The sequence below is a fragment of the Zestomonas carbonaria genome (assembly GCF_904061905.1).
GTDB lineage: Bacteria > Pseudomonadota > Gammaproteobacteria > Pseudomonadales > Pseudomonadaceae > Aquipseudomonas > Aquipseudomonas carbonaria.
Map to the genome: position 1 here is coordinate 1 of NZ_CAJFCI010000014.1, position 22019 is coordinate 22019.

25 protein-coding genes are annotated in these 22019 nt (G+C 67.7%); 17 read left to right on the plus strand and 8 right to left on the minus strand.

Annotated elements, in window-relative coordinates; genetic code table 11:
- Window positions 1-189: 189 nt before the first annotated feature.
- The 3 genes from PSEWESI4_RS01170 to PSEWESI4_RS01180 all read right to left on the minus strand — a co-directional run bounded on the left by PSEWESI4_RS01170 (window position 190) and on the right by PSEWESI4_RS01180 (window position 2829).
- The gene (locus tag PSEWESI4_RS01170; RefSeq protein WP_187669363.1) at window positions 190-1239 is read right to left on the minus strand and encodes an alkene reductase; all 1050 of its coding nucleotides are present in this window, start codon (window positions 1237-1239) and stop codon (window positions 190-192) included.
- 30 nt (window positions 1240-1269) lie between these two features.
- Window positions 1270-2439, minus strand: coding sequence for an MFS transporter (locus PSEWESI4_RS01175; protein WP_187669364.1), 1170 nt, complete (start codon window positions 2437-2439; stop codon window positions 1270-1272).
- Window positions 2440-2526: 87 nt separating this feature from the next.
- Window positions 2527-2829 (minus strand): ArsR/SmtB family transcription factor, encoded by a 303-nt coding sequence (locus PSEWESI4_RS01180; RefSeq protein ID WP_187669365.1) that lies wholly within the window; start codon window positions 2827-2829, stop codon window positions 2527-2529.
- 158 nt (window positions 2830-2987) lie between these two features.
- Here PSEWESI4_RS01180 and PSEWESI4_RS01185 point away from each other — a divergent pair, with 158 nt between their 5' ends.
- Together PSEWESI4_RS01185 and PSEWESI4_RS01190 are read left to right on the plus strand one after the other, a co-directional pair.
- Entirely contained in the window at window positions 2988-3569 is a 582-nt protein-coding gene (locus tag PSEWESI4_RS01185; RefSeq protein WP_187669366.1) for an acyl carrier protein phosphodiesterase, read from the plus strand.
- 72 nt (window positions 3570-3641) lie between these two features.
- Window positions 3642-4013: a universal stress protein gene (locus PSEWESI4_RS01190; RefSeq protein ID WP_187669367.1), complete on the plus strand. Its 372-nt coding sequence runs from the start codon at window positions 3642-3644 to the stop codon at window positions 4011-4013.
- 210 nt (window positions 4014-4223) lie between these two features.
- Here PSEWESI4_RS01190 and PSEWESI4_RS01195 read toward each other — a convergent pair whose 3' ends face one another.
- Window positions 4224-4997 (minus strand): lysophospholipid acyltransferase family protein, encoded by a 774-nt coding sequence (locus PSEWESI4_RS01195; RefSeq protein ID WP_187669368.1) that lies wholly within the window; start codon window positions 4995-4997, stop codon window positions 4224-4226.
- Window positions 4994-5752: an L-ornithine N(alpha)-acyltransferase gene (olsB, locus tag PSEWESI4_RS01200; RefSeq protein ID WP_187669369.1), complete on the minus strand. Its 759-nt coding sequence runs from the start codon at window positions 5750-5752 to the stop codon at window positions 4994-4996. Before olsB ends, PSEWESI4_RS01195 begins: the two co-directional genes overlap by 4 nt.
- 122 nt (window positions 5753-5874) lie before the next feature.
- On the opposite strand from olsB, the gene PSEWESI4_RS01205 reads away from it, so the two are divergent.
- The 8 genes from PSEWESI4_RS01205 to PSEWESI4_RS01240 all read left to right on the plus strand — a co-directional run bounded on the left by PSEWESI4_RS01205 (window position 5875) and on the right by PSEWESI4_RS01240 (window position 12218).
- A complete protein-coding gene (locus PSEWESI4_RS01205; RefSeq protein ID WP_187669370.1) occupies window positions 5875-6756 on the plus strand; it encodes an acyl-CoA dehydrogenase middle domain-containing protein in 882 nt (293 codons plus the stop codon).
- A gap of 275 nt (window positions 6757-7031) precedes the next feature.
- Complete coding sequence (locus tag PSEWESI4_RS01210) at window positions 7032-8150, plus strand: serine hydrolase domain-containing protein (RefSeq protein ID WP_187669371.1); 1119 nt, start codon at window positions 7032-7034, stop codon at window positions 8148-8150.
- Window positions 8147-8482, plus strand: a complete 336-nt coding sequence (locus tag PSEWESI4_RS01215; RefSeq protein ID WP_187669372.1) for an amidase — start codon at window positions 8147-8149, stop codon at window positions 8480-8482. The genes PSEWESI4_RS01210 and PSEWESI4_RS01215 overlap by 4 nt, the downstream gene beginning before the upstream one ends.
- Before the next feature lie 235 nt (window positions 8483-8717).
- Window positions 8718-9293, plus strand: coding sequence for a YceI family protein (locus PSEWESI4_RS01220; RefSeq protein WP_187669373.1), 576 nt, complete (start codon window positions 8718-8720; stop codon window positions 9291-9293).
- Complete coding sequence (locus tag PSEWESI4_RS01225) at window positions 9290-10447, plus strand: phospholipase D-like domain-containing protein (RefSeq protein ID WP_187669410.1); 1158 nt, start codon at window positions 9290-9292, stop codon at window positions 10445-10447. Before PSEWESI4_RS01220 ends, PSEWESI4_RS01225 begins: the two co-directional genes overlap by 4 nt.
- A gap of 76 nt (window positions 10448-10523) precedes the next feature.
- Window positions 10524-11108 carry a DUF2846 domain-containing protein gene (locus PSEWESI4_RS01230; protein ID WP_187669374.1) on the plus strand — a complete coding sequence of 195 codons (585 nt, stop codon included), beginning with the start codon at window positions 10524-10526 and terminating at the stop codon, window positions 11106-11108.
- 220 nt (window positions 11109-11328) lie between these two features.
- A complete protein-coding gene (locus PSEWESI4_RS01235) occupies window positions 11329-11910 on the plus strand; it encodes a DJ-1/PfpI family protein (protein ID WP_187669375.1) in 582 nt (193 codons plus the stop codon).
- Window positions 11911-11981: 71 nt separating this feature from the next.
- Window positions 11982-12218, plus strand: coding sequence for a DUF2789 domain-containing protein (locus PSEWESI4_RS01240; RefSeq protein WP_187669376.1), 237 nt, complete (start codon window positions 11982-11984; stop codon window positions 12216-12218).
- 138 nt (window positions 12219-12356) lie between these two features.
- On the opposite strand, the gene PSEWESI4_RS01245 is transcribed toward PSEWESI4_RS01240, so the two are convergent.
- On the minus strand, window positions 12357-13880 hold the full coding sequence (locus PSEWESI4_RS01245; protein ID WP_187669377.1) for a fumarate hydratase: 1524 nt from the start codon (window positions 13878-13880) through the stop codon (window positions 12357-12359).
- Window positions 13881-14094: 214 nt separating this feature from the next.
- Between PSEWESI4_RS01245 and PSEWESI4_RS01250 the strand changes: the two genes are divergently transcribed.
- Genes PSEWESI4_RS01250 through PSEWESI4_RS01260 form a run of 3 tightly spaced genes read left to right on the plus strand, consistent with a single transcriptional unit; the run spans window position 14095 to window position 16917 of the window.
- Entirely contained in the window at window positions 14095-15222 is a 1128-nt protein-coding gene (locus PSEWESI4_RS01250) for a GGDEF domain-containing protein (protein ID WP_187669378.1), read from the plus strand.
- Window positions 15215-16162 carry an iron-sulfur-binding ferredoxin reductase gene (locus PSEWESI4_RS01255; protein ID WP_187669379.1) on the plus strand — a complete coding sequence of 316 codons (948 nt, stop codon included), beginning with the start codon at window positions 15215-15217 and terminating at the stop codon, window positions 16160-16162. Before PSEWESI4_RS01250 ends, PSEWESI4_RS01255 begins: the two co-directional genes overlap by 8 nt.
- Window positions 16159-16917, plus strand: a complete 759-nt coding sequence (locus PSEWESI4_RS01260; protein WP_187669380.1) for an enoyl-CoA hydratase — start codon at window positions 16159-16161, stop codon at window positions 16915-16917. The genes PSEWESI4_RS01255 and PSEWESI4_RS01260 overlap by 4 nt, the downstream gene beginning before the upstream one ends.
- Before the next feature lie 290 nt (window positions 16918-17207).
- On the opposite strand, the gene pyk is transcribed toward PSEWESI4_RS01260, so the two are convergent.
- Complete coding sequence (pyk, locus tag PSEWESI4_RS01265; protein ID WP_187669381.1) at window positions 17208-18659, minus strand: pyruvate kinase; 1452 nt, start codon at window positions 18657-18659, stop codon at window positions 17208-17210.
- Between the two features lie 162 nt (window positions 18660-18821).
- The gene (locus PSEWESI4_RS01270) at window positions 18822-19622 is read right to left on the minus strand and encodes an outer membrane assembly lipoprotein YfiO (protein WP_187669382.1); all 801 of its coding nucleotides are present in this window, start codon (window positions 19620-19622) and stop codon (window positions 18822-18824) included.
- A gap of 157 nt (window positions 19623-19779) precedes the next feature.
- Here PSEWESI4_RS01270 and PSEWESI4_RS01275 point away from each other — a divergent pair, with 157 nt between their 5' ends.
- The 4 genes from PSEWESI4_RS01275 (at window position 19780) to PSEWESI4_RS01290 (ending at window position 21929) form a co-directional block, all read left to right on the plus strand.
- Entirely contained in the window at window positions 19780-20145 is a 366-nt protein-coding gene (locus PSEWESI4_RS01275) for a tetratricopeptide repeat protein (protein WP_187669383.1), read from the plus strand.
- 84 nt (window positions 20146-20229) lie between these two features.
- Window positions 20230-20661 carry a DUF4124 domain-containing protein gene (locus PSEWESI4_RS01280; protein WP_187669384.1) on the plus strand — a complete coding sequence of 144 codons (432 nt, stop codon included), beginning with the start codon at window positions 20230-20232 and terminating at the stop codon, window positions 20659-20661.
- A gap of 74 nt (window positions 20662-20735) precedes the next feature.
- A complete protein-coding gene (locus tag PSEWESI4_RS01285; RefSeq protein WP_187669385.1) occupies window positions 20736-21095 on the plus strand; it encodes a PilZ domain-containing protein in 360 nt (119 codons plus the stop codon).
- Window positions 21096-21200: 105 nt separating this feature from the next.
- Window positions 21201-21929, plus strand: a complete 729-nt coding sequence (locus tag PSEWESI4_RS01290; protein ID WP_187669386.1) for a GntR family transcriptional regulator — start codon at window positions 21201-21203, stop codon at window positions 21927-21929.
- Window positions 21930-22019: the final 90 nt, after the last annotated feature.

Sequence of the window (22019 nt, forward strand, 5' to 3'; positions counted from 1 at the left end):
GAAGTGTCGATGCACACCGAACCTCAGGCCCTCTCCCCCGGCCCCTCTCCCATAAATGGGAGAGGGGAGCAAAGCAGCACAACTCGGACCTGACCGTTCGCACGGACAGTTCCCTCTCCCATTCATGGGAGAGGATTAGGGAGAGGGGCGAAGTGTCGAGGCACACCGAACCTCCGCCTCGTTCCGCCCTTACAACCGCGGATAATCGATATAACCCACCGGCCCGGGCGCGTAGAAGGTCTCCGGGCGCGGCTCGTTGAGCGCGGCGTCCTGGGCGAAGCGTGCCGGCAGGTCGGGGTTGGCGATGAAGGGGATGCCGAAGGCCACCGCGTCGGCCTGGCCTTTGGCGAGCAGGTCGTTGGCGCTGTCCTTGGTGAAGCGTTCGTTGGCGATGTAGACGCCGCCGAAAGCCGCCTTCAGCTCGTTCAGCAGACTGTCGTCGGCCAGCTTCTCGCGGGAGCAGATGAACGCCACGCCGCGCTTGCCCAGTTCGCGGGCCACGTAGCCGAAGGTCTCGGCGAGGTTGGAGTCGCCCATGTCATGGGAGTCGGCGCGCGGCGCCAGGTGCACGCCGACCCGGCCGGCGCCCCATACCTCGATCACTGCGTCGGTGACTTCCAGCAGCAGCCGCGCGCGGTTCTCCAGCGAGCCGCCGTACTGATCGTCGCGCTGGTTGGTGCTGTCCTGCAGGAACTGGTCGAGCAGGTAGCCGTTTGCCGCGTGGATCTCCACGCCATCGAAACCGGCGGCTTTGGCGTTCTCCGCGCCGGCCCGGTAGGCCTCGACGATATCGGCGATTTCCTCGGTCTCCAGGGCGCGCGGGGTGACGTACTCCTTCAGCGGACGGACCAGGCTGACGTGGCCCTTCGGGGCGATGGCGCTGGGTGCCACCGGCAGCTCGCCGTTCAGGTAGATCGGGTCGGAGATACGCCCGACGTGCCAGAGTTGCAGGACGATGCGCCCGCCGTTGGCGTGCACGGCCTTGGTGACATTGGTCCAGCCGCGTACCTGCTCGTCGGACCAGATGCCGGGCGTGTCCGGATAGCCGACGCCCATCGGTGTCACCGAAGTGGCTTCGCTGATGATCAGGCCGGCGGAGGCGCGCTGGGCGTAGTACTCGGCCATCAGCGCGTTGGGCACGCGGCCCTCGTCGGCACGGCAGCGGGTCAGCGGCGCCATGATGATGCGGTTGGGCAGTTCCAGTTCGCCGATGCGGATCGGGTCGAAAAGCGTAGTCATGGATGAATCCTCCTGGGGGAATAGATGCGGTCAGTCGAGTACGGGTTCAAGTTCGCTGGCCTGGCGCTTGACGCCGAAGCCCAGCAGGGTGGCAAGGAGGGCGAACACGGCCAGCACGGCGGCGGCCAGCGGCACGCTGGTCAGCCCCAGCCCCTGGCTGATGACCAGGCCGCCGACCCAGGCGCCGAGCGCGTTGCCGGCGTTGAAGGCGCCAATGTTGAGGGTCGACACCAGGTTCGGCGCGCCACCGCCGAGGCTGACCACGTTGATCTGCAGGGCCGGCACCGCGGCGAACGCGGCGGCGGCCCAGAGGAACAGGGTGATTTCGGCGGCGAGCAGCGACTGGCTGGTCCAGGCGAACAGCGCGGCGCTGGTGCCCAGGGCTACGGCCGCGCCGATCAGGCTGGTGCGCAGGCGCCAGTCGGCCAGGCGGCCGCCGATGTAGTTACCGACGGTCAGGCCGAGGCCGATCAGCAACAGCGTCCAGGTCACGCCGCTGGGCGTCACGCCGGTGACTTCGCCGAGCAGCGGCGCGATGTAGGTGAACAGGGCGAATACCGAAGCGGAGAACAGCACGGTGGTCGATAACGCCAGCCAGAATCCGGCGCCGCGCAGGGCGGAGAACTCGCGGCGCAGGTCGGCCTTCTCCTGCGGCTGGTCGCCGGGCAGCGCACGCCACAGGCCGATCAGCGCCAACACGCCGATACCGGTGACCGCCCAGAAGGTTGCGCGCCAGCCGGCGACCTGACCGAGCGCGGTGCCCAGCGGCACACCGAGCACGTTGGCCAGGGTCAGGCCGGTGAACATCAGCGCCACCGCCTGGGCGCGGCGGTTCTCCGGCACCAGGCTGGCGGCGACCACTGAACCGATGCCGAAGAAGGCGCCGTGGCAGAGCGCGGTGACCACCCGGGCGAACATCAGCAGGCCGTAGTCGGCGGCCAGCGCGCAGAGTAGGTTGCCGGCGATGAACACGCCCATGAGCACCAGCAGCGCGCGTTTGCGCGCCAGGTTGGCGGTGGCGACGGCCATGAACGGCGCGCCGATGGCAACGCCCAGGGCATAGCCGGTGACCAGCCAGCCGGCACCGGGGATCGACACGCCGAGGTCGGCGGCCACGTCCGGCAGCAGCCCCATGATGACGAATTCCGTGGTGCCGATGGCGAATGCGGACAAAGCGAGGACGAGAAGAGAAACGGGCATCGCCGGCTCCTTGGAAGGTGAATGCGGAGGTTGTCGCGCCAGGTTCCCTACGAGAAGTGTCCGCGCTCGACGATTTCCGTACCGAACCTAGAGTTCTTCGCCTATCCGGCGGAGGAATTCGGCGATGTTCCGTTCATCGCGCTTGAAGAAGTTCCACTGGCCGACCTTGCGGCTGGTCACAAGTCCGGCACGTTGCAGGGTCGCCAGGTGCGCCGACACGGTTGATTGCGACAGGCCGCAGCGCTCGTCGAACTTGCCGGCGCAGACGCCGATCTCGAACGGGTGGTCCTGTTCGACGAAATGCTTTTCCGGTTCCTTCAGCCACTCCAGCATCTCGCGTCGCAGCGGGTGGGAGAGGGCCTTGAGGACTTCGTCGAGATCTATGGGCATGGAGGCGAACCGCTGTATATCGTGTTGCAGCGAACTTTATATCGTTCAAAAGCGATATGTGATCGATTCGACCGATAGTCTTTATCGAGCGGCGTGATGTTTGCCGCCAGGTCATGGCATGCGCACCATAGGCACATCGGTTTCATCCGGACCTGGCCATGAACTACCTCGCTCACTTGCACCTCGGCGGCTCGCAGCCGGCACAACTGCTCGGCAGCCTGTACGGCGACTTCGTCAAGGGCGGCCTGGCGGGACGTTTCCCGGGCGATATCGAGGCGGCCATCCGCCTGCACCGGCGCATCGACGCCTTCACCGACCAGCATCCGCTGGTCGCCGAAGCCAAGGCGCGCTTTCCACGCGAACGGCGGCGCATGGCCGGGATCGTCCTCGACGTGTTCTTCGACCACTGCCTGGCGCGCGACTGGGAGCGCTATGCCGAGGAGCCGCTGCCGGCATTCACCGCGCGGGTCTATCGCGCCCTGGCCGAAGCGGACGAATTGCCCGGCCGCCTAGCGCTGATCGCCCCGCGCATGGCGGCGCAGGACTGGCTGGGCAGCTACCGCGATTTCGCTGTCGTCGAGCGGGTGCTCGGTGGCATGGGCCAACGTCTGTCGCGCCCCGGACTGCTGGCCGGGACCTGGGAAGACCTGGAGGAGCTGTACGAGCCGCTCAGCGAGGATTTCCGGCGTTTCTACCCGCTGTTGCAGCGCTTCACGAATGAGGCATTGATCACATTTTGACCTGTATCAAGCGGTCTTCCGTGAAAAAGGCGTGCAATAGCACCGTAGTCACAGCAAGTACGGAGGTGCGCCATGCAGTCGTTGATGCTGGCGACCGATCTTTCCTCGGCCGCGGAGCCGGCCCTGCGCCGGGCTGCCGCGTTGGCGCGTAAATACCACTGTCCCTGGTTCATCCTGCACGTGGTCGAGGACGAAACGCCACAGGCGGGCCAGCAGTCGGCCGGGCATCTGGAGCGACGCATGGAGATGCTTGCGCGCCTGGCCGGGCGTGCGCCGGAAATCTGGATCGAGCACGGCGACGTGGTCGACCAGGTCATGGCCTGCGCGCGCTGGGCGGAAGTCGACCTGCTGGTGCTTGGCGCCGGCAGCCTGGGTGGTTACCTGCGCGACCTGCCATGCGAAATGCTGGTCGTGCCACATGCCCGGAACGCAAAAGCCGCCTAGGGCCTGTCGTCAGTTCCGTCCCCCAGGCTCTGTGCTCTCCCGCCACACCGTTCAGCCCCCTCTCCCCTCGGAGCGGGGCGCGCAGCCAGGGTTGGGGTGAGGGGCCGAAGTGTCGCAGCAGTCCATAGCCTGGCTGGAACCAGGGCAGTTCACAATCAGTGGGAAACGCACATCCCATCGTCCCGACCGAAACAGGATATGAAACGAGCTTCAGGCCGCCAGCGCCTGTTCCGGGGCCGTGCCGAACAACGCCGCGTGCACCGACAACTGAGCGCGGCGGGCCAGCTCGGCACGCTCCAGCCCCAGGCTGGCGAGCGGGGCGAGCAGGTCGATGCGCACTTCCAGGCAGTCCTCGGCGAACAGCCGCAGCAGGTGCGATAGCAGGTCGTCGTCGCCGATGAACGGCGCGATGCGATGGTCGCTCTCACCAGCGCGGCGGTAGCTGATCGCCACCGGTTGCACGGCGACCCCGGAGTCGATGGCGGCGCCCAGCAGGCGGCCGTGGAAGGTGCGCAGCGCGCGACCGTCGGTGGTGGTGCCTTCGGGGAATACCAGCACCGAGCGTCCGCTTCGCAGGCTGTCGGCCATGCGCCGTTGCAGCAGCGCGCTGTCGCCCGAGCCACGGCGGATGAACAGGGTCCCGGCCTGGTGCGCCAGCCAGCCGGCCAGCGGCCAGGTGCGGACCTCGGCCTTGGACAGGAAGGTCAGCGGGGAGAGCATGCCGAGCAGTGGGATGTCGGTCCACGACACGTGGTTGCTGACCCACAGCATCGGCCGCTCGGGCAGCGTGCCGTGTACCTCGACGCGGAACGGCAGGGCGCCGTTCAGGCGTTGCAGGTACCAGCGCGTCAGGCGCTGGCGCAGGCCCGCCAGTTCGTGGCGGCCGAGCCGTTGCACCGTCGCCACGCCGCCAGCCAGCAGCACGCCGACGCCGAGCACCGCGAGCAGCCGGGCGACCCGCCCGTACAGGCGCAGGCGCTTCATACCGCGGCCTTGAAGTGGCGCGCGTAGCGTGGGCACAGCTCGTCGCGCTTGAGCAGGATGAACACGTCGGCGACCTGGAACTCCCGGTCCCAGCACGGCTCGCCGCAGACTTTCGCGCCAAGGCGCATGTAGGCCTTGAGCAGCGGCGGCATTTCGGCGATCACGTTGCCCGGCAGGTCCAGTTCCGGCAGCGGGTTCTTCGGCTCGGCGCGCAGGTGCTCGGTGCACAGGTGGCGTTCGCGCAGGCGCTGCATGATCGCCTGCGCCTGGATGCCGCCGTCCTGCATGGAGATGCTGGCGCAGCCCATCAGGTAGCGGTAGCCGCCCTCGTTGAGCACCTCGGCCAGCTCGCCCCACAGCACGGCGATGGTCGCGCCGTTGCGGTAGGCGGCGTCGACGCAGGTGCGGCCGATCTCCAGCACCGGCCCCTGCAGGCCGGCCAGGCCGTGCAGGCTGAACTCTTCCTCGCTGTAGAAGCGGCCCAGGCTGGCGGCGGCGCGATGGTCGAGCAGGCGGGTGGTGGCCACCAGCTTGCCGCTGTCCAGGTCGCGCACGCCGATGTGCGAGCAGTGGCTGTCGAAGTCGTCCATGTCCAGGCCCAGTTCGGCTCCCTTGAGCTTGGCGTCGAACTCGCGGCTGAACACTTCGAAGCGCAGGGCCTGGGCCTCGCGCAGGGCGGCCTCGCCATGCAGGCGCTCGGCTTGCAGGCGGCGTGGCTGGTTGTTGCGGTCGCGGCTGCGGGTGCTCGCGGTCATCTGGTTCCTCCGTTCGCCTTGCGGCCTGTTGCCTTTGTTGTGCAAGCTCAACCTATGTAACCCCGGTGTCACCGACATGACCGATCGGTGATGCTTGTATGACAGCCAAAGGAGAACGCCCCATGCCATGGCAGCGCTTGCTGGAGACCCGTGACCGCTTGCCCGCCGCGGCCCTGGACGACTGGTTCGCCGCGTTGCGCGACCGCCTCGGCGGCGCGCCGACGCCGTTCGAGCTGGCGTTGCTCGGCGGGCGCCTCGCGGCCACGCCGGGGCTGGCCTTTCTCGCCGGCTACCAGGCGGCGCTGCGCGCGTTGTGGCCGTCGGCGCCGGCGAGCCTCGGCGCGTTGTGCGTGACCGAGAACAAGAGCGTGCGTCCGGCCGACTTGCAGACCCGCCTGGATGGGTTGGTCCTGAACGGCCGCAAGGATTTCGTCACCGCCGCCGATGCGGCCGACTGGCTGCTGGTCGCCGCCCGCGACGAAGCTCCCGGCGAGGCGCCGCGCGTGGCTCTGGGCGTGGTCTACAACGGCGCCGCCGGCGTGCGTATCGAGATCCTGCCGGCGCTGCCGCTGATGCCGGATATCAGCCATGGCCGGCTGTATCTGGACGGCGCCCATTGCGAACGGCTGGCTGGCGACGGCTGGGACGACTACGTCAAACCCTTCCGCAGCCTCGAAGACCTGCATGTGCTGTGCGCGGTGACCGCCTGGCAGTACGGCATCGCCGACGAGCACGGCTGGCCGCAGGAACTGCGCCTGCAACTGCTCGGCCTGCTCGCCGGCTGCGCCGAAGTGGCCCGCCAGCCGGTGCGCGCCGCCGCCAGCCACGTACTGCTCGGTGGCCTGTACGCCCAGCAGGTGGCCCTGCTTTCGCAGATCGACGCTGCCTTCGCAGCCGGCCCGGCGGAGCTGGCGTCCGTCTGGCAGCGCGACCAGCGCCTGCTAGATGTGGCGAGTGGGGCGCGGAGCAAGAGGTTGGAGAAGGCGTTGGGGAGTTTTGTGTAGGTTTTTGTGGGGGGATACTCCGCCCCTCACCCCAGCCCTCTCCCGTAGGGAGAGGGAGTATGCGTGCATGGCCTTGGCTCCGTGCTCCACCCGCAACTCCGAACAGTCCCCTCTCCCTCTGGGAGAGGGTTAGGGTGAGGGGCTGCCTCAATCACAACACCGAACCTCATCCCGCCCACAAGACGAAACGCCGCCAAGCACGACACTTTCCACGCTATCGAGCGTCATTCGCGGCGTGCTAGGGTGCGTGCGTCCCGACAACAAGAGGCCCCTCGATGCCCATCCCCACCTTGCGCCGCCTGAGCCTGAGTCTCGCGCTGTGCGCCGTCACTCCGCTGGCCTGTGCCGAAACCTGGCCCGGCGCCGACTGGTCCAGCGCCCCGGCCCCGCGTAGCGCCGCCGTCGAGGCCCTGGAAACCTATGCCTTTCCCTCCCGCGACGACGCTACCCGCGAGGGTGTGCGCACCGACGCGCTGCTGGTGGTGCGCGACGGCGCCATCGTCTACGAGCGCTACGCCGGGCCGACCAGGGCCGACACCCCGCACCTGACCTGGTCGGTGAGCAAGAGCCTGCTCGCCGCCACCCTCGGCACCGCCTACCGTGATGGACGTTTCAAGCTCGACGAGCCGGCGGCCAGGTACTACCCGGCGCTGGCCGAGCATCCGCAACTGAAGGTCGGCCACCTGCTCAACTGGGCGTCCGGCCTGGCCTGGCAGGAAGGTTACGAATACGCGCCGCTGACTTCCTCGGTGGTGGCGATGCTGTACACCCGTGGGCGTGGCGACATGGCCGGCTTCACCGCCGGTTTCCGTGAGGAAGTCGCGCCCGGCAGCCGTTTCCGTTATTCCAGCGGCGACAGCAACCTGCTCTCGGCGGTGCTGCGCGGCGTGGTCGGCGAGCAGGCCTACCGGGACTACCCGTGGACCGCGCTGTTCGAGCCGCTGGGCATCACCAGCGCGGTGTGGGAGCGCGACGGGGAGGGCACCTTCGTCGGCTCCTCCTATACCTACATGACCGCCCGCGACCTGGCCCGCATCGGCCTGCTGATGCAGCGCGACGGCCGCTGGGGCGAGCGCCAGTTGCTGCCGCCGGCGTGGGTCGCCTTCAACCGCACGCCATTCGCCAACTACCAGGGCAATCCCGACAAGCCCGGCGAGGCGGTGCCGGGCGGGCACTGGTGGCTCAACCAGCCGCTGAACGGCAAGCCCAGGCCCTGGCCGGATGCGCCCGAGGAGCTGTTCGCCGCGCTCGGCCACTGGGGGCAGGCGCTCTACGTGTCGCCCGACGAGAAACTGGTGGTGGTGCGCTACGCCGATGACCGCGACGGCAGCTACTCCCACAACGAACTGCTCAAGCGCGTGCGGGCCGCCTTCGCCGAGGAGAATGCGCAATGACCTACCGCCCCTTCGTCCTGCGCCGGCCGTTCACCAGCCTGCTGCTGGCCATGCTGGTGATCCTCGCCGGGCTGGCCTGGCAATACCGCGTCCACCTCGCGGCCTTCCCCGGCATCATTGGCGCCTACACGGCCAAGGAGTATTGCTCCTGCCGCTACGTGATGGACAACCCGGTCGATTACTGCGTCGGCTACGTCAAGCAGTACCTGCCGGTCAGCCGCTTCCTCGACGACCAGACCAACAAGCGGGTGACCGCCAGCGGCCTGGGCAGCACCCAGGTCGCCGCCTGGGTCGGTCCGCGTGAGGGGTGCCGGTTGCTGCCGGGTTCCTGAGGGGGCTATCTATTGGGTCCCCGCGTTCGCGGGGATGACGCACCGAGCGTTTTGCAACCCCGTCGCTCCCGCGGATGCGGGAGTCCGGTCGAAGGCTCGCGAGTAGGCGCCGTGAACCATCGTCGCTCCCGCGAATGCGGGAGTCCAGCAACCGCTCCATGAACCGGTGGCGGGTTTGCAAGGTCTACTCGGACGGCTATCGTTCCGCCTGAGTTCCATCGGCCCAAGGACGCCCATGCGCAAACTGCTGATCTTCCTGCTTGCCGCCTGCCTGGCGCTACCCGCGCAGGCCGCCTGGTACCTGGACAACGAGTCCTCGCGGATTTCCTTCATCTCCACCCGTTCCGGCAATCTCTCCGAGGTACACCGCTTCCTCACCCTGCACGGCAGTATCAGCGAAGCGGGGCGCGCCAGCCTGCGCATCGAGCTGGACTCGGTGAGCACCGGCATTCCGCGCCGCGACGAATACCTGCGCAAGCTGCTGTTCGAGATCGACCGCTTCGCCGATGCGAAGATCAGTGCCCAGCTCGATCTCGGCCCGATCACCGAACTGGCCCCTGGCGCGCAACTGGAACTGCGCCTGCCGGTGACCGTCACGCTGCGGGGGCGCGAGCACCGCTACGTTGCCGAGCTGCTGGCCACCCGCCTGGATGACCGGCGCTTCCAGGTGGTCAGCCTGGCGCCGCTGGTGCTGCACATCGACGATTTCCAACTGGGCGCCGGCGTCGATGCGTTGCGCCAGGTCTCCGGGATCGACGCCATCGGCTCCTCGGTGCCGGTGAGCGCCGTGCTGATTTTTACCTCGCGCTGATGGGCCACATCTTCCCCTGGCGTTCCGGCAACCGCTTCGCCCTGCTGATCGACGGCCAGCGCTTCTTCCCCGCCATGCTCGATTCCATCGCCAGCGCCGAGCTGGAGGTGCTGCTGGAGCTGTACCTGGTCGAGGACGGCGAGTGCAGCGAGGCGCTGGTCGAGGCGCTGGTCGCCGCCGCCGGGCGCGGGGTGGAGGTACGCTGCCTGTTCGACGGTTTCGGCTGCCTGCGCTTCGGCAATCGCCTGCGCCAGCGCCTGAGCGACGCCGGGGTGGTGCTGCGCCTGTACAACCCGCTGAAATGGCGGCGTGGCCTGCACAACCTGTACCGCGACCACCGCAAGCTGCTGGTGGTCGACCGGCGCATCGCTTTCGTCGGCGGTACCGGTTCCACCGACGAGTTCTGGCAGCCGGGCGAGGAACTGAGCCGCTGGCACGAGGTGATGGTCAGCATCGAGGGGCCTCTGGTGGTGCACTGGCAACTGCTGTTCGACTACCAGTGGCTGGCCAACATCGGCAGGCGCCCCTGGAAGCCGGAGGAGGCGCCCGGCCTGGCGCACCTGCCGCCGTTGCCGCCGCTGGGCGAGGGCATGGGCCGGCTGGCCTACGCCGATGCCCGGCAGAGCCGCGATATCGTCCAGTCGCTGGTGCGCAGCGTGCGCCGCGCCAAGCGCCGGGTGTGGCTGGCCACGCCGTATTTCCTGCCCAGTTGGAAGGTGCGCCGGGCATTGCTGCACGCCGCGCGGCGCGGCGTCGATGTGCGCCTGCTGCTGACCAGCCGCAACACCGACCACCCGCCGGTGCGCTATGCCGGCCAGCGCTACTATCCACGGCTGCTGCGCGCCGGTGTGCGGGTCTACGAGTACGGCCCGCGCTTCCTGCACCTGAAGATGGTGCTGGTGGACGACTGGGTCAGCGTCGGTTCCTGCAACTTCGACCACTGGAACCTGCGCTTCAACCTGGAGGCCAACCTGGAGGCGCTCGACACCGGCTTCACCGCCGAAGTGGCCACCTGCCTGGACGCCGACTTCGCCTCCAGCCGCGAAGTGACCCTCGAGGACTGGCGCTCGCGGCCGCTGCTCAAGCGCCTCAAGCAGTACCTGTGGGGCTGGATGGATCGGCTTGTGGTCAACCTGCTGTACCGCCGGGGCTAGACCGCACTACTTTTGTCGGGGGCTGCGCCGGGGCCGGCTGGCTATGCTCGGCGGATAACCATAAGAAGGATTCGCCATGCGCCATCACCTCCTGCTCGCCGTGCTATCGCTGACCCTCCTGGCCGGCTGCTCGACGCCCGGGGCGTTCTTCGGCGCCACCGATGGCCCGCCGTTCCAGCCCCATGTGCTCAGCGACGACGACCATGCCCTGGTCTACCTCTACCGGCCGCAAAGCGAGTGGGCCGACCAGGAACTGGAGGCTCCGGGGCTGTTCCTCGACAACGAACTGATCGGCGCGCTGCCGAGCAACGGCTACCTGGTGCTGGAGTTCGACATCGCCAGCTACCACCTGGAAATGCGCCGGCCATTGCTCGGCAGCTACTGGACCCTGCTGGCCGATGGCGTGTTCGATTTCACCAAGATCACCGGCTTCACCCTGGATACCGAGGCGGGCGGTGTCTACTACCTGCGTTACGACGAGCTCGACCCGCCACCGCTGAACGGCCAGGAAGCCACCGCCAATGGCCCGCTGCAACTGGTCTCGGCCGAACTGGGGCAACGCGAGATCGCCAGCACCAGGCTGGTCCAGCCGTTCGCGCGGATCGCCGCCAGTGGCCAGCGCGAGCGGGAACCCGGCTTCTGGTCGCGGCTCTTTCCGTAGGGGAACGCAACGGCGATGCCCGTCGAATCGTGGGTGATGGGTATCGCTTTGCTCAGCCCATCCTACGGAAGAGCGCAACCTGCACTCCCGTAAGATGGGTCGAGGAGCGCAGCGACGATACCCATCGGGTGAACTCGCCTATCAAGAGCTAGGCTCGAAGGATGCCCGGGGCTGGAGGCCAGCCGAACAGCCCGGTGATCAACACGACAGGAGACTTCCGATGGCCGCGAAAAAGATCCTCATGCTGGTCGGCGACTATGTCGAAGACTACGAAGTCATGGTGCCGTTCCAGGCCCTGCAGATGGTCGGCCACACCGTGCATGCCGTCTGCCCGGACAAGAAGGCCGGGCAGACCGTGCGCACCGCGATCCACGATTTCGAGGGCGACCAGACCTACAGCGAGAAGCCCGGCCACAACTTCGCGCTGAACTTCGATTTCGCCAAGGCCAAGGCCGACGCCTATGACGCGCTGGTGATCCCCGGTGGGCGCGCGCCCGAGTACCTGCGCCTGAACGACAAGGTGATCAAGCTGGTCAAGGAGTTCGACAAGGCCGGCAAGCCGATCGCCGCCATCTGCCACGGCGCCCAGTTGCTGGCCGCCGCCGGTGTGCTCAAGGGCCGCGAGTGCAGCGCCTACCCGGCCTGCGCGCCGGAGGTTCGCCTGGCCGGCGGCGAGTACGTCGAGCTGGAGGTCAGCGGCGCGCATGTCGAAGGCAACCTAGTCACCGCCCCCGCCTGGCCGGCCCATCCGACCTGGCTGGCCGGCTTTCTCGCCGTGCTGGGCACCAAGATCACCCTGTAATCGAACGGGAGCGAAGTTGAGCGGCTAGTCTGTAAGGGTCTATCTCGCCCACCTTCGACCGGAGGAGATCCATGGATACCGTGCCGCACAACCTGGCGACCCTGTTCGCCCAACTGGGCCTGCCCGACGACCGCGCCAGCATCGACGGCTTCCTCGCCAGCCACCGCCTGCAACCCGGCCAGGCGCTGCCCGACGCGCCGTTCTGGAACGAGGGCCAGGCCGCCTTCCTGCGCGAGGCGCTGGCGGACGATTCGGACTGGGCGGAGGAGGTCGACGAACTGGCCGTGCGCCTGAGCCCGCCAGCGTAGGTGACCGTAGGGTGCGCCGGGCGCACCGGGAAGGCGACGTGAATGTCTTGGTAAACGGTGCGCACGGCGCACCCTACAAAAGCATGTAGCCCATGAAAAAGCCCGGCACTTGGCCGGGCTCTTGCGTTGCGTGGTGGCTTACTTCACCTCCACCGCCAGGTTCTCGGCGATCTTCTTCTGCCAGATCGCCGGGCCGGTGATGTGCACCGACTCGCCGTTGGTGTCGACCGCGACGGTCACCGGCATGTCCTTCACTTCGAACTCGTAGATCGCTTCCATGCCCAGTTCGGCGAAGGCCAGGACCTTGGACTTCTTGATCGCCTGGGCCACCAGGTAGGCGGCGCCGCCGACGGCCATCAGGTACACGGCCTTGTTGTCCTTGATCGCCTCGATGGCGATCGGGCCGCGCTCGGACTTGCCGATCATGCCCAGCAGGCCTGTGCTTTCCAGGATCTGGCGGGTGAACTTGTCCATGCGGGTCGCGGTGGTCGGGCCGGCCGGGCCGACCACTTCGTCGCCGACCGGATCGACCGGGCCGACGTAGTAGATGAAGCGGCCCTTGAGGTCCACTGGCAGTTCTTCGCCCTTGTTGAGCATGTCGACCATGCGCTTGTGCGCGGCGTCGCGGCCGGTGAGCATCTTGCCGTTGAGCAGCAGGGTCTCGCCCGGCTTCCAGCTCTGCACTTCTTCCGGGGTGATGGTGTCCAGGTCGACGCGGCGCGCGCTCGGGCCGGCTTCCCAGACGATTTCCGGGTAGGCGTCCAGCGGCGGGGCTTCCAGCTCGGCCGGGCCGGAGCCGTCGAGCACGAAGTGGGCGTGGCGGGTGGCGGCGCAGTTGGGGATCATGCACACCGGCAGCGAGGCGGCGTGGGTCGGGTAGTCCATGATCTTCACGTCGAGCACGGTGGTCAGGCCGCCCAGGCCCTGGGCGCCGATGCCCAGTTGGTTGACCTTCTCGAACAGCTCCAGGCGCAGTTCCTCGATGCGGTTCTGCGGGCCGCGGGCCTTCAGTTCGTGGATGTCGATCGGGTCCATCAGGACTTCCTTGGCCATCACCGCGGCCTTCTCGGCGGTACCGCCGATGCCGATGCCGAGCATGCCCGGCGGGCACCAGCCGGCGCCCATGGTCGGCACGGTCTTGAGCACCCAGTCGACGATCGAGTCGGACGGGTTGAGCATGGCCATCTTCGACTTGTTCTCCGAGCCGCCGCCCTTGGCCGCGACGTCCACCTCGACCTTGTCGCCGGGGACGATGGAGTAGTGGATCACCGCCGGGGTGTTGTCCTTGGTGTTCTTGCGGCTGCCGGCCGGGTCGGCCAGGATCGAGGCGCGCAGGACGTTCTCCGGCAGGTTGTAGGCGCGGCGCACGCCTTCGTTGATCATGTCGTCGACGCTCATGGTCGCGCCATCCCAGCGCACGTCCATGCCGACGCGCACGAAAACGGTGACGATGCCGGTGTCCTGGCAGATCGGGCGATGACCGGTGGCGCACATGCGCGAGTTGATCAGGATCTGCGCCATGGAGTCGCGCGCGGCCGGCGATTCCTCGCGCAGGTATGCCTCGTGCATGGCCTGGATGAAATCGACGGGGTGGTAATAGGAAATGAACTGCAGGGCGTCGGCGACGCTCTGAATCAGGTCATCCTGCTTGATCACGGTCATGGGGCGCGCTCCTCTATAAAGCGGGAACCGGGCGCCGAATCGAATGCCGGCGCTCTCATCGCGGTAAAAAAGGCGCGGCAGTATACCCCGTACAGACCCACGGGGCCCAGCCGCCGACGGTCGACCTTGGTCGGTGATCGGCCAGTCGTCGCGCTAGGCATTTCGTGATCACGACGGTACATTGGCATCATCATGCCAGCACGGGATGGAGCCCATGAGCTCAGGCAGTCTCCAAGTCAAACGGCAGGCCTTGCAGCGATTGCTGATGAAGCGCTTCTGCATGGCCGTGGCAACCTACGGCCTGGCGTTGCTGCTGTTCTGGCTGGCGGTGCTTGCCGGCCTGTTCCGCGCCAGCCTGGCGACCGCCACCCTGTATACGGTGCTGGTGGCGGTGAGCCAACTGGTGTTCTTCGCCCTGTTCGCCAGCGGCTACAACCGGCGTTTCCAGGATGCCAGCCTGACCGAGCCGCAGGTCCTGGTGGCGCTCGTCTGGCTCACCCACCTGCTGGCCCTGCTCGACAGCTTTCGCGGCCCGCTGCTGGTGTTCTACGTGGTGATCCTGATGTTCGGCGTGTTCCAGTTGCCGCCACGGGTGTTCGTTCGCTGCGCGGCCCTGGCCTTCGCCGGCTTCGTCGGCATGAACCTCTGGGAAGCCTGGGCGGGGGTGCTGGCCGACCCGCCGCTGGCGCTGCTGGAAGTCTGCGTGCTGCTGCTGGTACTGGTCTGGCTGAGCCTGTTCGCCTCCTATGTGCAGAGCCTGCGCCAGCGCATGCGTCAGCGCCGCTTCGCCTTGCAGGCGCACCAGGACACCCTGCGCGGGATGATGCGCCAGCTCGAGGACCTGGTCGCCACCGACGAACTGACCGGGCTGTTCAATCGCCGTCACTTCCTGCGCCTTGCCGAACGCGAGCAGGCCAACCTCGAGCCGGGCAAGCAGCACGGCCTGGCGCTGATCGATCTCGATCACTTCAAGCAGATCAACGACCAGCACGGCCATGCCAGCGGCGACCGCGTGCTGCAGACCTTCGCCGCGGTGGCGCGGGCCTGCCTGCGCGACGGCGACATCCTGGCCCGTTATGGCGGCGAGGAGTTCGTCCTGCTCCTGCCGGACACCGACGCTGACCAGTTCACTGCCTGCTGCGAGCGCTTGCGCGAGGCGTTCGCCAATGCCGAGCCGGTCGGCGTGGCGGTGGATTGCCTCAGCCTGTCGGTGGGCATGACGCTGCTGGTGCCCGGCGATGACCTAGACGATGCCTTGCAGCGCGCGGACCAGGCTCTCTACCGGGCCAAGCGCAGCGGCCGCAATCGCTGCGACGCGACCTGGGAGCGCAGCGGTGCCTGAACTCAGCGCAGCCGGCCGCCGCTGGGCCGTGCCCACCGGCAGCAACCTGCTCGACAGCCTCAACGCCGCCGGCCTCGCGGTGCCCTACAGTTGCCGCGCCGGCTGTTGCCATGCCTGCCTGGTGCGTTGCGTCGACGGAGAACCGCTGGACGCCCGGCCCGAAGCGCTGGATGCCACGCGCCGCGCCGAGGGCTGGCGGTTGTCCTGCCAGTGCCAGGTGGTGGATGATCTGGCCGTCGAAGTCTTCGATCCGCAGCGCGATGGACTGCCGGCGACGGTCGAATCGGTCGACTGGCCGAGCCCGGGCGTGCTGCGCTTGCGGCTGGTTGCCGAGCGGCCGTTGCGCTATCGGGCCGGCCAGCATCTGGTGTTGTGGAACGCCGAGGGCGTGGCGCGGCCTTATTCGCTGGCCAGCCTGCCCGGCGAAGATCCCTGGCTGGAATTCCATCTCGACTGCCACCACCCCGGCGCCTTCAGTGATGCCGCGCGGCGTCTGCGTCCGGGCGATCCGTTGCGTCTCGGCGAGTTGCGTGGCGGCGCGCTGCACTACGACCCGGACTGGCAGCGGCGGCCGCTCTGGCTGCTGGCTGCCGGCACCGGCCTGGCGCCGCTCTGGGGCGTGCTGCGCGAGGCCCTGCGCCAGGAGCACCAGGGCGATATCCACCTGCTGCATCTGGCCCGCGAGCCGGCCGAACACTATCTCGCCGGGCCGCTGCGGGAGCTGGTGGCCCGTCACGCCAACCTGCGCGTGGACCTGCGCGAGGCGGCCGAGCTGCCGGCCGCTTTGGCCGAACTGCGCCTTGTTTCGCGGCAAACCCTCGCCTTACTCTGCGGCCATCCCGGCAGCGTCGAAAGCTTCGCGCGCCACCTCTACCTGGCTGGCCTGCCGCGCAACCAGATGCTGGCCGACACCTTCCTGACCCGCCGAGGTATTGCATGAGCGAGCATGTGCTTGTCGAACGCGCAGAGGGCATCCTGACCCTGCGCATGAACCGCCTGGACAAGAAGAACGCCCTGACCCAGGCGATGTACGCCGGCATGGCGGAAGTCCTCGAGCAGGCCCAGGACGATCGTTCGGTGCGCGTGGTGCTGATCAGGGGCGACGAGCGTTGCTTCACCGCTGGCAACGATCTCAGCGATTTCCTTCAGGCTTCGTCCGGCGGCGGCCTGGACAACTCGGTGCTGCGCTTCATGCATGCACTGTTCGAGTTCCGCAAGCCGGTAGTGGCCGCGGTCGCCGGCCCGGCGGTGGGCATCGGCACCACCTTGCTGCTGCACTGCGACCTGGTCTACGTCAGCCGCGATGCGCGCCTGAAGATGCCCTTCGTCAACCTTGGCCTGTGCCCTGAATACGGTTCCAGCCTGATCCTGCCGCGTCTGGTGGGCCAGGCGCGAGCGGCGCAGTTGCTGATGCTCGGCGAGGAGTTCAATGGCGAACAGGCCGCCGCCTGGGGCATCGCCAACGAGGCGCTGGCCGACGGCGCGGCAACCCTGGCCAGGGCCGAGGAAATGGCCCGGCGCTTCCTGAGCCTGGCGCCCTCGGCGCTGGAAGTGACCAAGCGCCTGATGCGCGCGCCGGACCGCGAGGAACTGCGCCGGGTGATCGCAGAGGAAGGCGAACTGTTCGGCCAGCGCCTACGCTCGCCGGAAGCTATCGAGGCGATGAGCGCCTTTATGCGTAAGAGGCAGCCATAAGCTTCAAGTAAGAGCAGAAGCGGTGCGTAGCGTCTGATGGGCTACGGTTTCCGCAACAACCAAGGCCGCTCACATGAGCGGCCTTGGTTGTTGGGCAGGGAGGTCAGGCATTAGTCACCCCTCTCCCATTCATGGGAGAGGGGCCGGGGGAGAGGGAGCGGTTCGTGAACCCCTCACGCTTTCATGGGCTGGTATCACCGGTTTTCTGGGTCCCCGCGTTCGCGAGGACGACGTGGGGAGCGTCATTCCCCTACGCGGGCCGCCGCTAACGCGGGAATCCAGAAATGGCTTTACACCAGCGAATCACCCACATGGAGGATCTTCATGGTGTTGGTGCCGCCGGTGGTGTGGTAGCTGTCGCCCTTGGTGAGGATCACCCAGTCGCCGGGCTCGACCACGCCGCGCTTGAGCAGCTCGTCCACCGCCCCCTGGCTGACCTTGTCCGCGGGCAGCGCGGCCGGGTCGAAGGGCACGGTGTAGACGCCACGGAACAGCGCGACGCGCGCCTGGGTCTCGCGGTGCGGGGTGAAGGCGAGGATCGGCACCGAGGAACGGATGCGCGACATCACCAGCGGGCTGTAGCCGCTCTCGGTGAGGCTGATGATGGCCTTCACGCCGGGGAAGTGGTTGGCGGTGTACATGGTCGCCAGCGCCACGCTCTGGTCGCAGCGTTCGAAGGTGTGGCCGAGGCGGTGGCTGGATTTCTGGCTGGTCGGGTGCTTCTCGGCGCCCAGGCAGATGCGCGCCATGGCCTTCACCGCTTCCACCGGGTATTCGCCGGCGGCGCTCTCGGCGGAGAGCATCACCGCGTCGGTGTAGTCGAGCACCGCGTTGGCCACGTCGGAGACTTCCGCGCGGGTCGGCATCGGGCTGTGGATCATCGATTCCATCATCTGCGTGGCGGTGATCACCGCCTTGTTGTAGCGGCGCGCGTGGAGAATGATCTTCTTCTGGATGCCCACCAGCTCGGCGTCGCCGATCTCCACGCCGAGGTCGCCGCGCGCCACCATCACCGCGTCGCTGGCGCGGATCAGGCCGTCCAGCGCCTCGTCGTCGGCCACCGCCTCGGCGCGTTCGATCTTCGCCACCAGCCAGGCGCTGCCGCCGGCCTCGTCGCGCAGTTTGCGGGCGTATTCCATGTCCGAGGCGTCGCGCGGGAAGGACACCGCCAGGTAGTCCAGCTCCATCTCGGCGGCCAGCTTGATGTCGGCCTTGTCCTTCTCGGTCAGGGCCGGCGCGGTGAGGCCGCCGCCACGACGGTTGATGCCCTTGTGGTCGGACAGCGGGCCGCCGATCAGCACCACGCAGCGCAGTTCGTCGGCCGCCACTTCCTCGACGCGCATCACCACGCGGCCGTCGTCCAGCAGCAGTTCGTCGCCGACGCCGCAGTCCTTGACCAGGTCCGGGTAATCGATGCCGACCACTTCCTGGGTGCCGGCGTCGCGCGGGTGGCTGGTGGAGAAGCGGAACCTGTCGCCGACCGCCAGTTCGATGCGCTTGTTGGCGAACTTGGCGATGCGGATCTTCGGTCCTTGCAGGTCGCCGAGCAGGGCGACGAAGCGGCCATGCTTGGCGGCCAGTTCGCGTACCAGGCGAGCGCGCGCCTTGTGCTCCTCGGGCGTGCCGTGGGAGAAGTTCAGGCGGGCGACGTCGAGACCGGCGAGGATCAGTTGTTCGAGGACTTCGGGGGAACTGCTGGCGGGGCCGAGGGTGGCGACGATCTTGGTGCGGCGGAAGGTCATGCGGAGACTCCAGTGTTGACGCTGGAGCCGAGGCTACTCCTCCATTTCCCTGTAGTCATGCATGGGGCGCACTACCTGTTCCATTCGCTGGCTGGTGGGCTGATGCCCACCCTGCTTGGGGCAAGTTCGTAGGGTGGGCTTCAGCCCACCACCACGAGGTACTCAATCGTTCTGGTTGAGCGCCTGGTCGAGGTGCCGCGCCGCCTTGTCGGCGAGTTCGCCGTCGGGGTACTGGGCGAGCTGGCGGCGCAGATAGCCGATGGCCTTGTCGCGATTGGCCTGCGGATTGGTTGGCGCCAGGTACATCAACGCCAACTGGTACAGCGACTTCTCCTTGATGCCCGCCGTCACGCCAGGGTCGTCGACCGCCAGCAGGTACAGCTCCTCGGCCTCGGCGACGCGCCCCTTGAGTACCGCGCGGCGCGACAGCAGGGTCATGTCGGGATCGAGGTCGGGGGAGTAGAGGTCGAGGCTGTTGTTCGGCTGCCAGGTCGCCAGCAACTCGCGGGCGGTCTTCTGTACCGGCTGCTGGGCGCGCTGGCCGATCTGTTCGATGCGTTCCTCGCTGCGGCTGGCGGCCTGGGTTTGCGGGAATTCGTTGCGCACCTGGTAGAAGTAGTTGAGTGCGCGGGTATCGTCGCGCTGATCGTTGTAGCGGCTCATGTAGATCAGGCCGATCTGGTACAGGGCGATGGCGCGCACCTCGTCGCTCAGCTTGCGGTCGCGGTAGCCGGTCAGGTACAGCTCCTCGGCCTGGGCGCTCTTGCCATCGCGGATGGCCCGGGCGCTGTAGGTGAAGAGGTCGCCTTCCTCCTGGACGGCGGCGGCGATGCGCTTGCTCTTCAGCGCCTTGTGCTCCACCGCTTCCTGGGCGGTGATCTGGGCGACGAACAGCGGCGTGGTGGGGGAACAGGCGATCAGCAGCAGGCAACCGGTCAGCAACAACGGGCGAAGGGGCGCCATGGACTCTCCTGGGCGTGGGGCGGACGACCCGCCGATGCCGGCAGCATAGACAGCCGTCCGTCCCCGGCCAAGGGTGGCGGCGCAGTTCCAATCGGAGGATGTGTGGACTGCAGTTTTGCCGATGCCGGTCGATACTGTCGGGCATGGAGGAGCCGTCATGCGCACTTTGCTGATCATCGCCCTGGTCCTGGGCGTCACGGGTTGCACCCGCTGGTCGATGGACCACCACCTGAACAACGCCTACCGCGAATACACGCGCGGCAACTGCGAGCGGGTGATGCTCGAGTTGTCCCAGGTCGAACGCAAGAGTCGTTCGCGACGCTACGTGCAGCCGGAGGTGTCGCTGCTGCGCGGCCAGTGCCTGGAGCGGCAGAACCTGTTCGTCGATGCGGCGGAGACCTACCGGTTCATCATCGCCCAGTATCCGAACAGCGAGTACGCCTACCGGGCCCGCGCGCGCCTGGAAACCTTGCGCCAGCTCGGCCGGATCGACCGCGCGACGACGGTTGGAACGTCACTCTGACGGACAGACCCGACCGCCGGTCGCGCCCGGCTTGAGTGGCGGATGGCCAGCGCTAAGCTGGCCAGGGCTCCAGGGAGGATGATCATGCGTGGAATGTGCTGCGTCGTGCTGCTGGCAGGGGGAATGGCCGTTGCCCAGGCGGCGGAGATCTATCGCTGGACCGACGAGCATGGCCGCGTGCATTTCGGCCAGCGGCCGCAGGCCGGGGCCGAGCAGGTCGAGGTCAAGCCGCAGGTGGTCGAGCGCGACGACGCGACCCGCGAGCGCGAGGCGAATGTCGAACGCTTCTACGAGGCGCGTCGCCAGGAACAGCGGGAAAGCGCCCGCCAGCAGGCCGAGCGCCAGGCACAGCGGGCCGAGGAGTGCGGCGCGTTGCGCGAGCGGCTGGCGGAAGTCTCCAAGGACGGGCGCTATTACCGCGTCGACGATGCCGGCCGGCATATCTATTACAGCGACGCGGAAATCACTGCCGCTCGTCGCCAACTGACCGAGCGGATCGGTCAACGATGCGGTTAGGGCTGGTCGATCCGATGTTCGGAGAGGCATACTCGACCGAAATGTAGCGTTTTGCCATTACGTGGTCTCTCGTCATGCAACGTCGAATCCGTCGTATCGAACGCCACCAGTTGCCGTATTACCTCAAGGTGTTCAACCGCATCACCGACAAGCCGATGGGCTACATTGGCAACGTCTCCCTCGATGGCCTGATGCTGATCAGCCAGTTGCCGATGCTGGTGGGCGCGCGCTTCGACCTGCGCCTGAAGATCCCTGGCCAGGACGGCATGCGTTTCATCGATTTCTCCGCCACCTGCCAATGGTGCCGCGAGGATGTCACGCCCGGTGGCTTCGACTCCGGCTTCTCCCTGGTGGCGCCGCCGGCGGAGTACGTCGATATGGTCGAGGCGCTGCGCTACTACTTCAGCTTTCACAGCTTCGCCGCCTCGGCCTGAGCGGTAGCCTGCCCGGCGACCTCCTTCGCAAGCCCTTCCGTGCCGTGTCGCCACTTCCGGGCGGGACGTTATGATGTCGCCTCGACGGGTATCCAGAGGCATTCCATGAGCAAACCGGGTCAACGCGTACTGGCCGAGCTGCGCAAGATGATCGCTTCCGGCGAACTGGCCGCCGGCGAGCGCATCGTCGAGATTCCCACCGCCGAGCGCCTGCAGGTTTCGCGCATGCCGGTGCGCATGGCGTTGCGCGTGCTGGAGCAGGAAGGCCTGCTGGTCAAGGCCGGCGGCCGTGGCTACACGGTGCGCGAGGTCACCGAGGACGACATCGCCGGCGCCGTGGAGGTGCGTGGCGTGCTGGAAGGGCTGGCGGCACGGCAGGCCGCCGAGCGCGGCATCTCGGAGGAGACGCGGGCGATCCTGCGGACCTGCCTGGACGAAGGCGACCGCATTTTCGAAAAGGGCCACGTGCTGCCCGAGGACCTGGAGGCCTACCACAGCCTCAACATGCGCTTCCACCAGGCGATCATCGAGGCCAGCGGCAACCGCGCCATCGCCGAGGCGCTGGCGCGCAACGACCACCTGCCGTTCGCCTCGGTCAGCTCGCTGGCGGTGGACCGCGACAACCTCCCGCGCGAATACCAGCGCTTCAACTTCGCCCACATGCAGCACCACGCCGCCTACGACGCCCTGATCAACGGCCAGGGCGCGCGGGCCGAGGCGATCATGCGCGAGCATGCCAACGCCACCCTGCGCTACGCCGAATACTTCCACCCACCGCGGGAGGGTGTGGCGGTGCTGAAGAAGTCCGTGGCGGGGGAAAAAGACCGGGCGTAGGCGCGGGCTTGCTCGCGCAACGGACCACCCCATCCGTAGGAGCGCGCCACGCGCGCGATCGCGGGCGTGGCCCGCTCCTACAGGAATCTC

Coding starts and splice junctions, on each gene's coding strand:
- PSEWESI4_RS01205 (WP_187669370.1), top strand. CDS start 5,875: ATGCCATGGCAGCGCTTGCTGGAGACCCGTGACCGCTTGCCCGCCGCG.
- PSEWESI4_RS01260 (WP_187669380.1), top strand. CDS start 16,159: ATGAGCGAGCATGTGCTTGTCGAACGCGCAGAGGGCATCCTGACCCTG.
- PSEWESI4_RS01280 (WP_187669384.1), top strand. CDS start 20,230: ATGCGTGGAATGTGCTGCGTCGTGCTGCTGGCAGGGGGAATGGCCGTT.
- PSEWESI4_RS01190 (WP_187669367.1), top strand. CDS start 3,642: ATGCAGTCGTTGATGCTGGCGACCGATCTTTCCTCGGCCGCGGAGCCG.
- PSEWESI4_RS01285 (WP_187669385.1), top strand. CDS start 20,736: ATGCAACGTCGAATCCGTCGTATCGAACGCCACCAGTTGCCGTATTAC.
- PSEWESI4_RS01170 (WP_187669363.1), bottom strand. CDS start 1,239: ATGACTACGCTTTTCGACCCGATCCGCATCGGCGAACTGGAACTGCCC.
- PSEWESI4_RS01275 (WP_187669383.1), top strand. CDS start 19,780: ATGCGCACTTTGCTGATCATCGCCCTGGTCCTGGGCGTCACGGGTTGC.
- PSEWESI4_RS01185 (WP_187669366.1), top strand. CDS start 2,988: ATGAACTACCTCGCTCACTTGCACCTCGGCGGCTCGCAGCCGGCACAA.
- PSEWESI4_RS01215 (WP_187669372.1), top strand. CDS start 8,147: ATGACCTACCGCCCCTTCGTCCTGCGCCGGCCGTTCACCAGCCTGCTG.
- PSEWESI4_RS01245 (WP_187669377.1), bottom strand. CDS start 13,880: ATGACCGTGATCAAGCAGGATGACCTGATTCAGAGCGTCGCCGACGCC.
- PSEWESI4_RS01290 (WP_187669386.1), top strand. CDS start 21,201: ATGAGCAAACCGGGTCAACGCGTACTGGCCGAGCTGCGCAAGATGATC.
- PSEWESI4_RS01230 (WP_187669374.1), top strand. CDS start 10,524: ATGCGCCATCACCTCCTGCTCGCCGTGCTATCGCTGACCCTCCTGGCC.
- pyk (WP_187669381.1), bottom strand. CDS start 18,659: ATGACCTTCCGCCGCACCAAGATCGTCGCCACCCTCGGCCCCGCCAGC.
- PSEWESI4_RS01195 (WP_187669368.1), bottom strand. CDS start 4,997: ATGAAGCGCCTGCGCCTGTACGGGCGGGTCGCCCGGCTGCTCGCGGTG.
- PSEWESI4_RS01270 (WP_187669382.1), bottom strand. CDS start 19,622: ATGGCGCCCCTTCGCCCGTTGTTGCTGACCGGTTGCCTGCTGCTGATC.
- PSEWESI4_RS01220 (WP_187669373.1), top strand. CDS start 8,718: ATGCGCAAACTGCTGATCTTCCTGCTTGCCGCCTGCCTGGCGCTACCC.
- PSEWESI4_RS01175 (WP_187669364.1), bottom strand. CDS start 2,439: ATGCCCGTTTCTCTTCTCGTCCTCGCTTTGTCCGCATTCGCCATCGGC.
- PSEWESI4_RS01210 (WP_187669371.1), top strand. CDS start 7,032: ATGCCCATCCCCACCTTGCGCCGCCTGAGCCTGAGTCTCGCGCTGTGC.
- olsB (WP_187669369.1), bottom strand. CDS start 5,752: ATGACCGCGAGCACCCGCAGCCGCGACCGCAACAACCAGCCACGCCGC.
- PSEWESI4_RS01240 (WP_187669376.1), top strand. CDS start 11,982: ATGGATACCGTGCCGCACAACCTGGCGACCCTGTTCGCCCAACTGGGC.
- PSEWESI4_RS01235 (WP_187669375.1), top strand. CDS start 11,329: ATGGCCGCGAAAAAGATCCTCATGCTGGTCGGCGACTATGTCGAAGAC.
- PSEWESI4_RS01250 (WP_187669378.1), top strand. CDS start 14,095: ATGAGCTCAGGCAGTCTCCAAGTCAAACGGCAGGCCTTGCAGCGATTG.
- PSEWESI4_RS01180 (WP_187669365.1), bottom strand. CDS start 2,829: ATGCCCATAGATCTCGACGAAGTCCTCAAGGCCCTCTCCCACCCGCTG.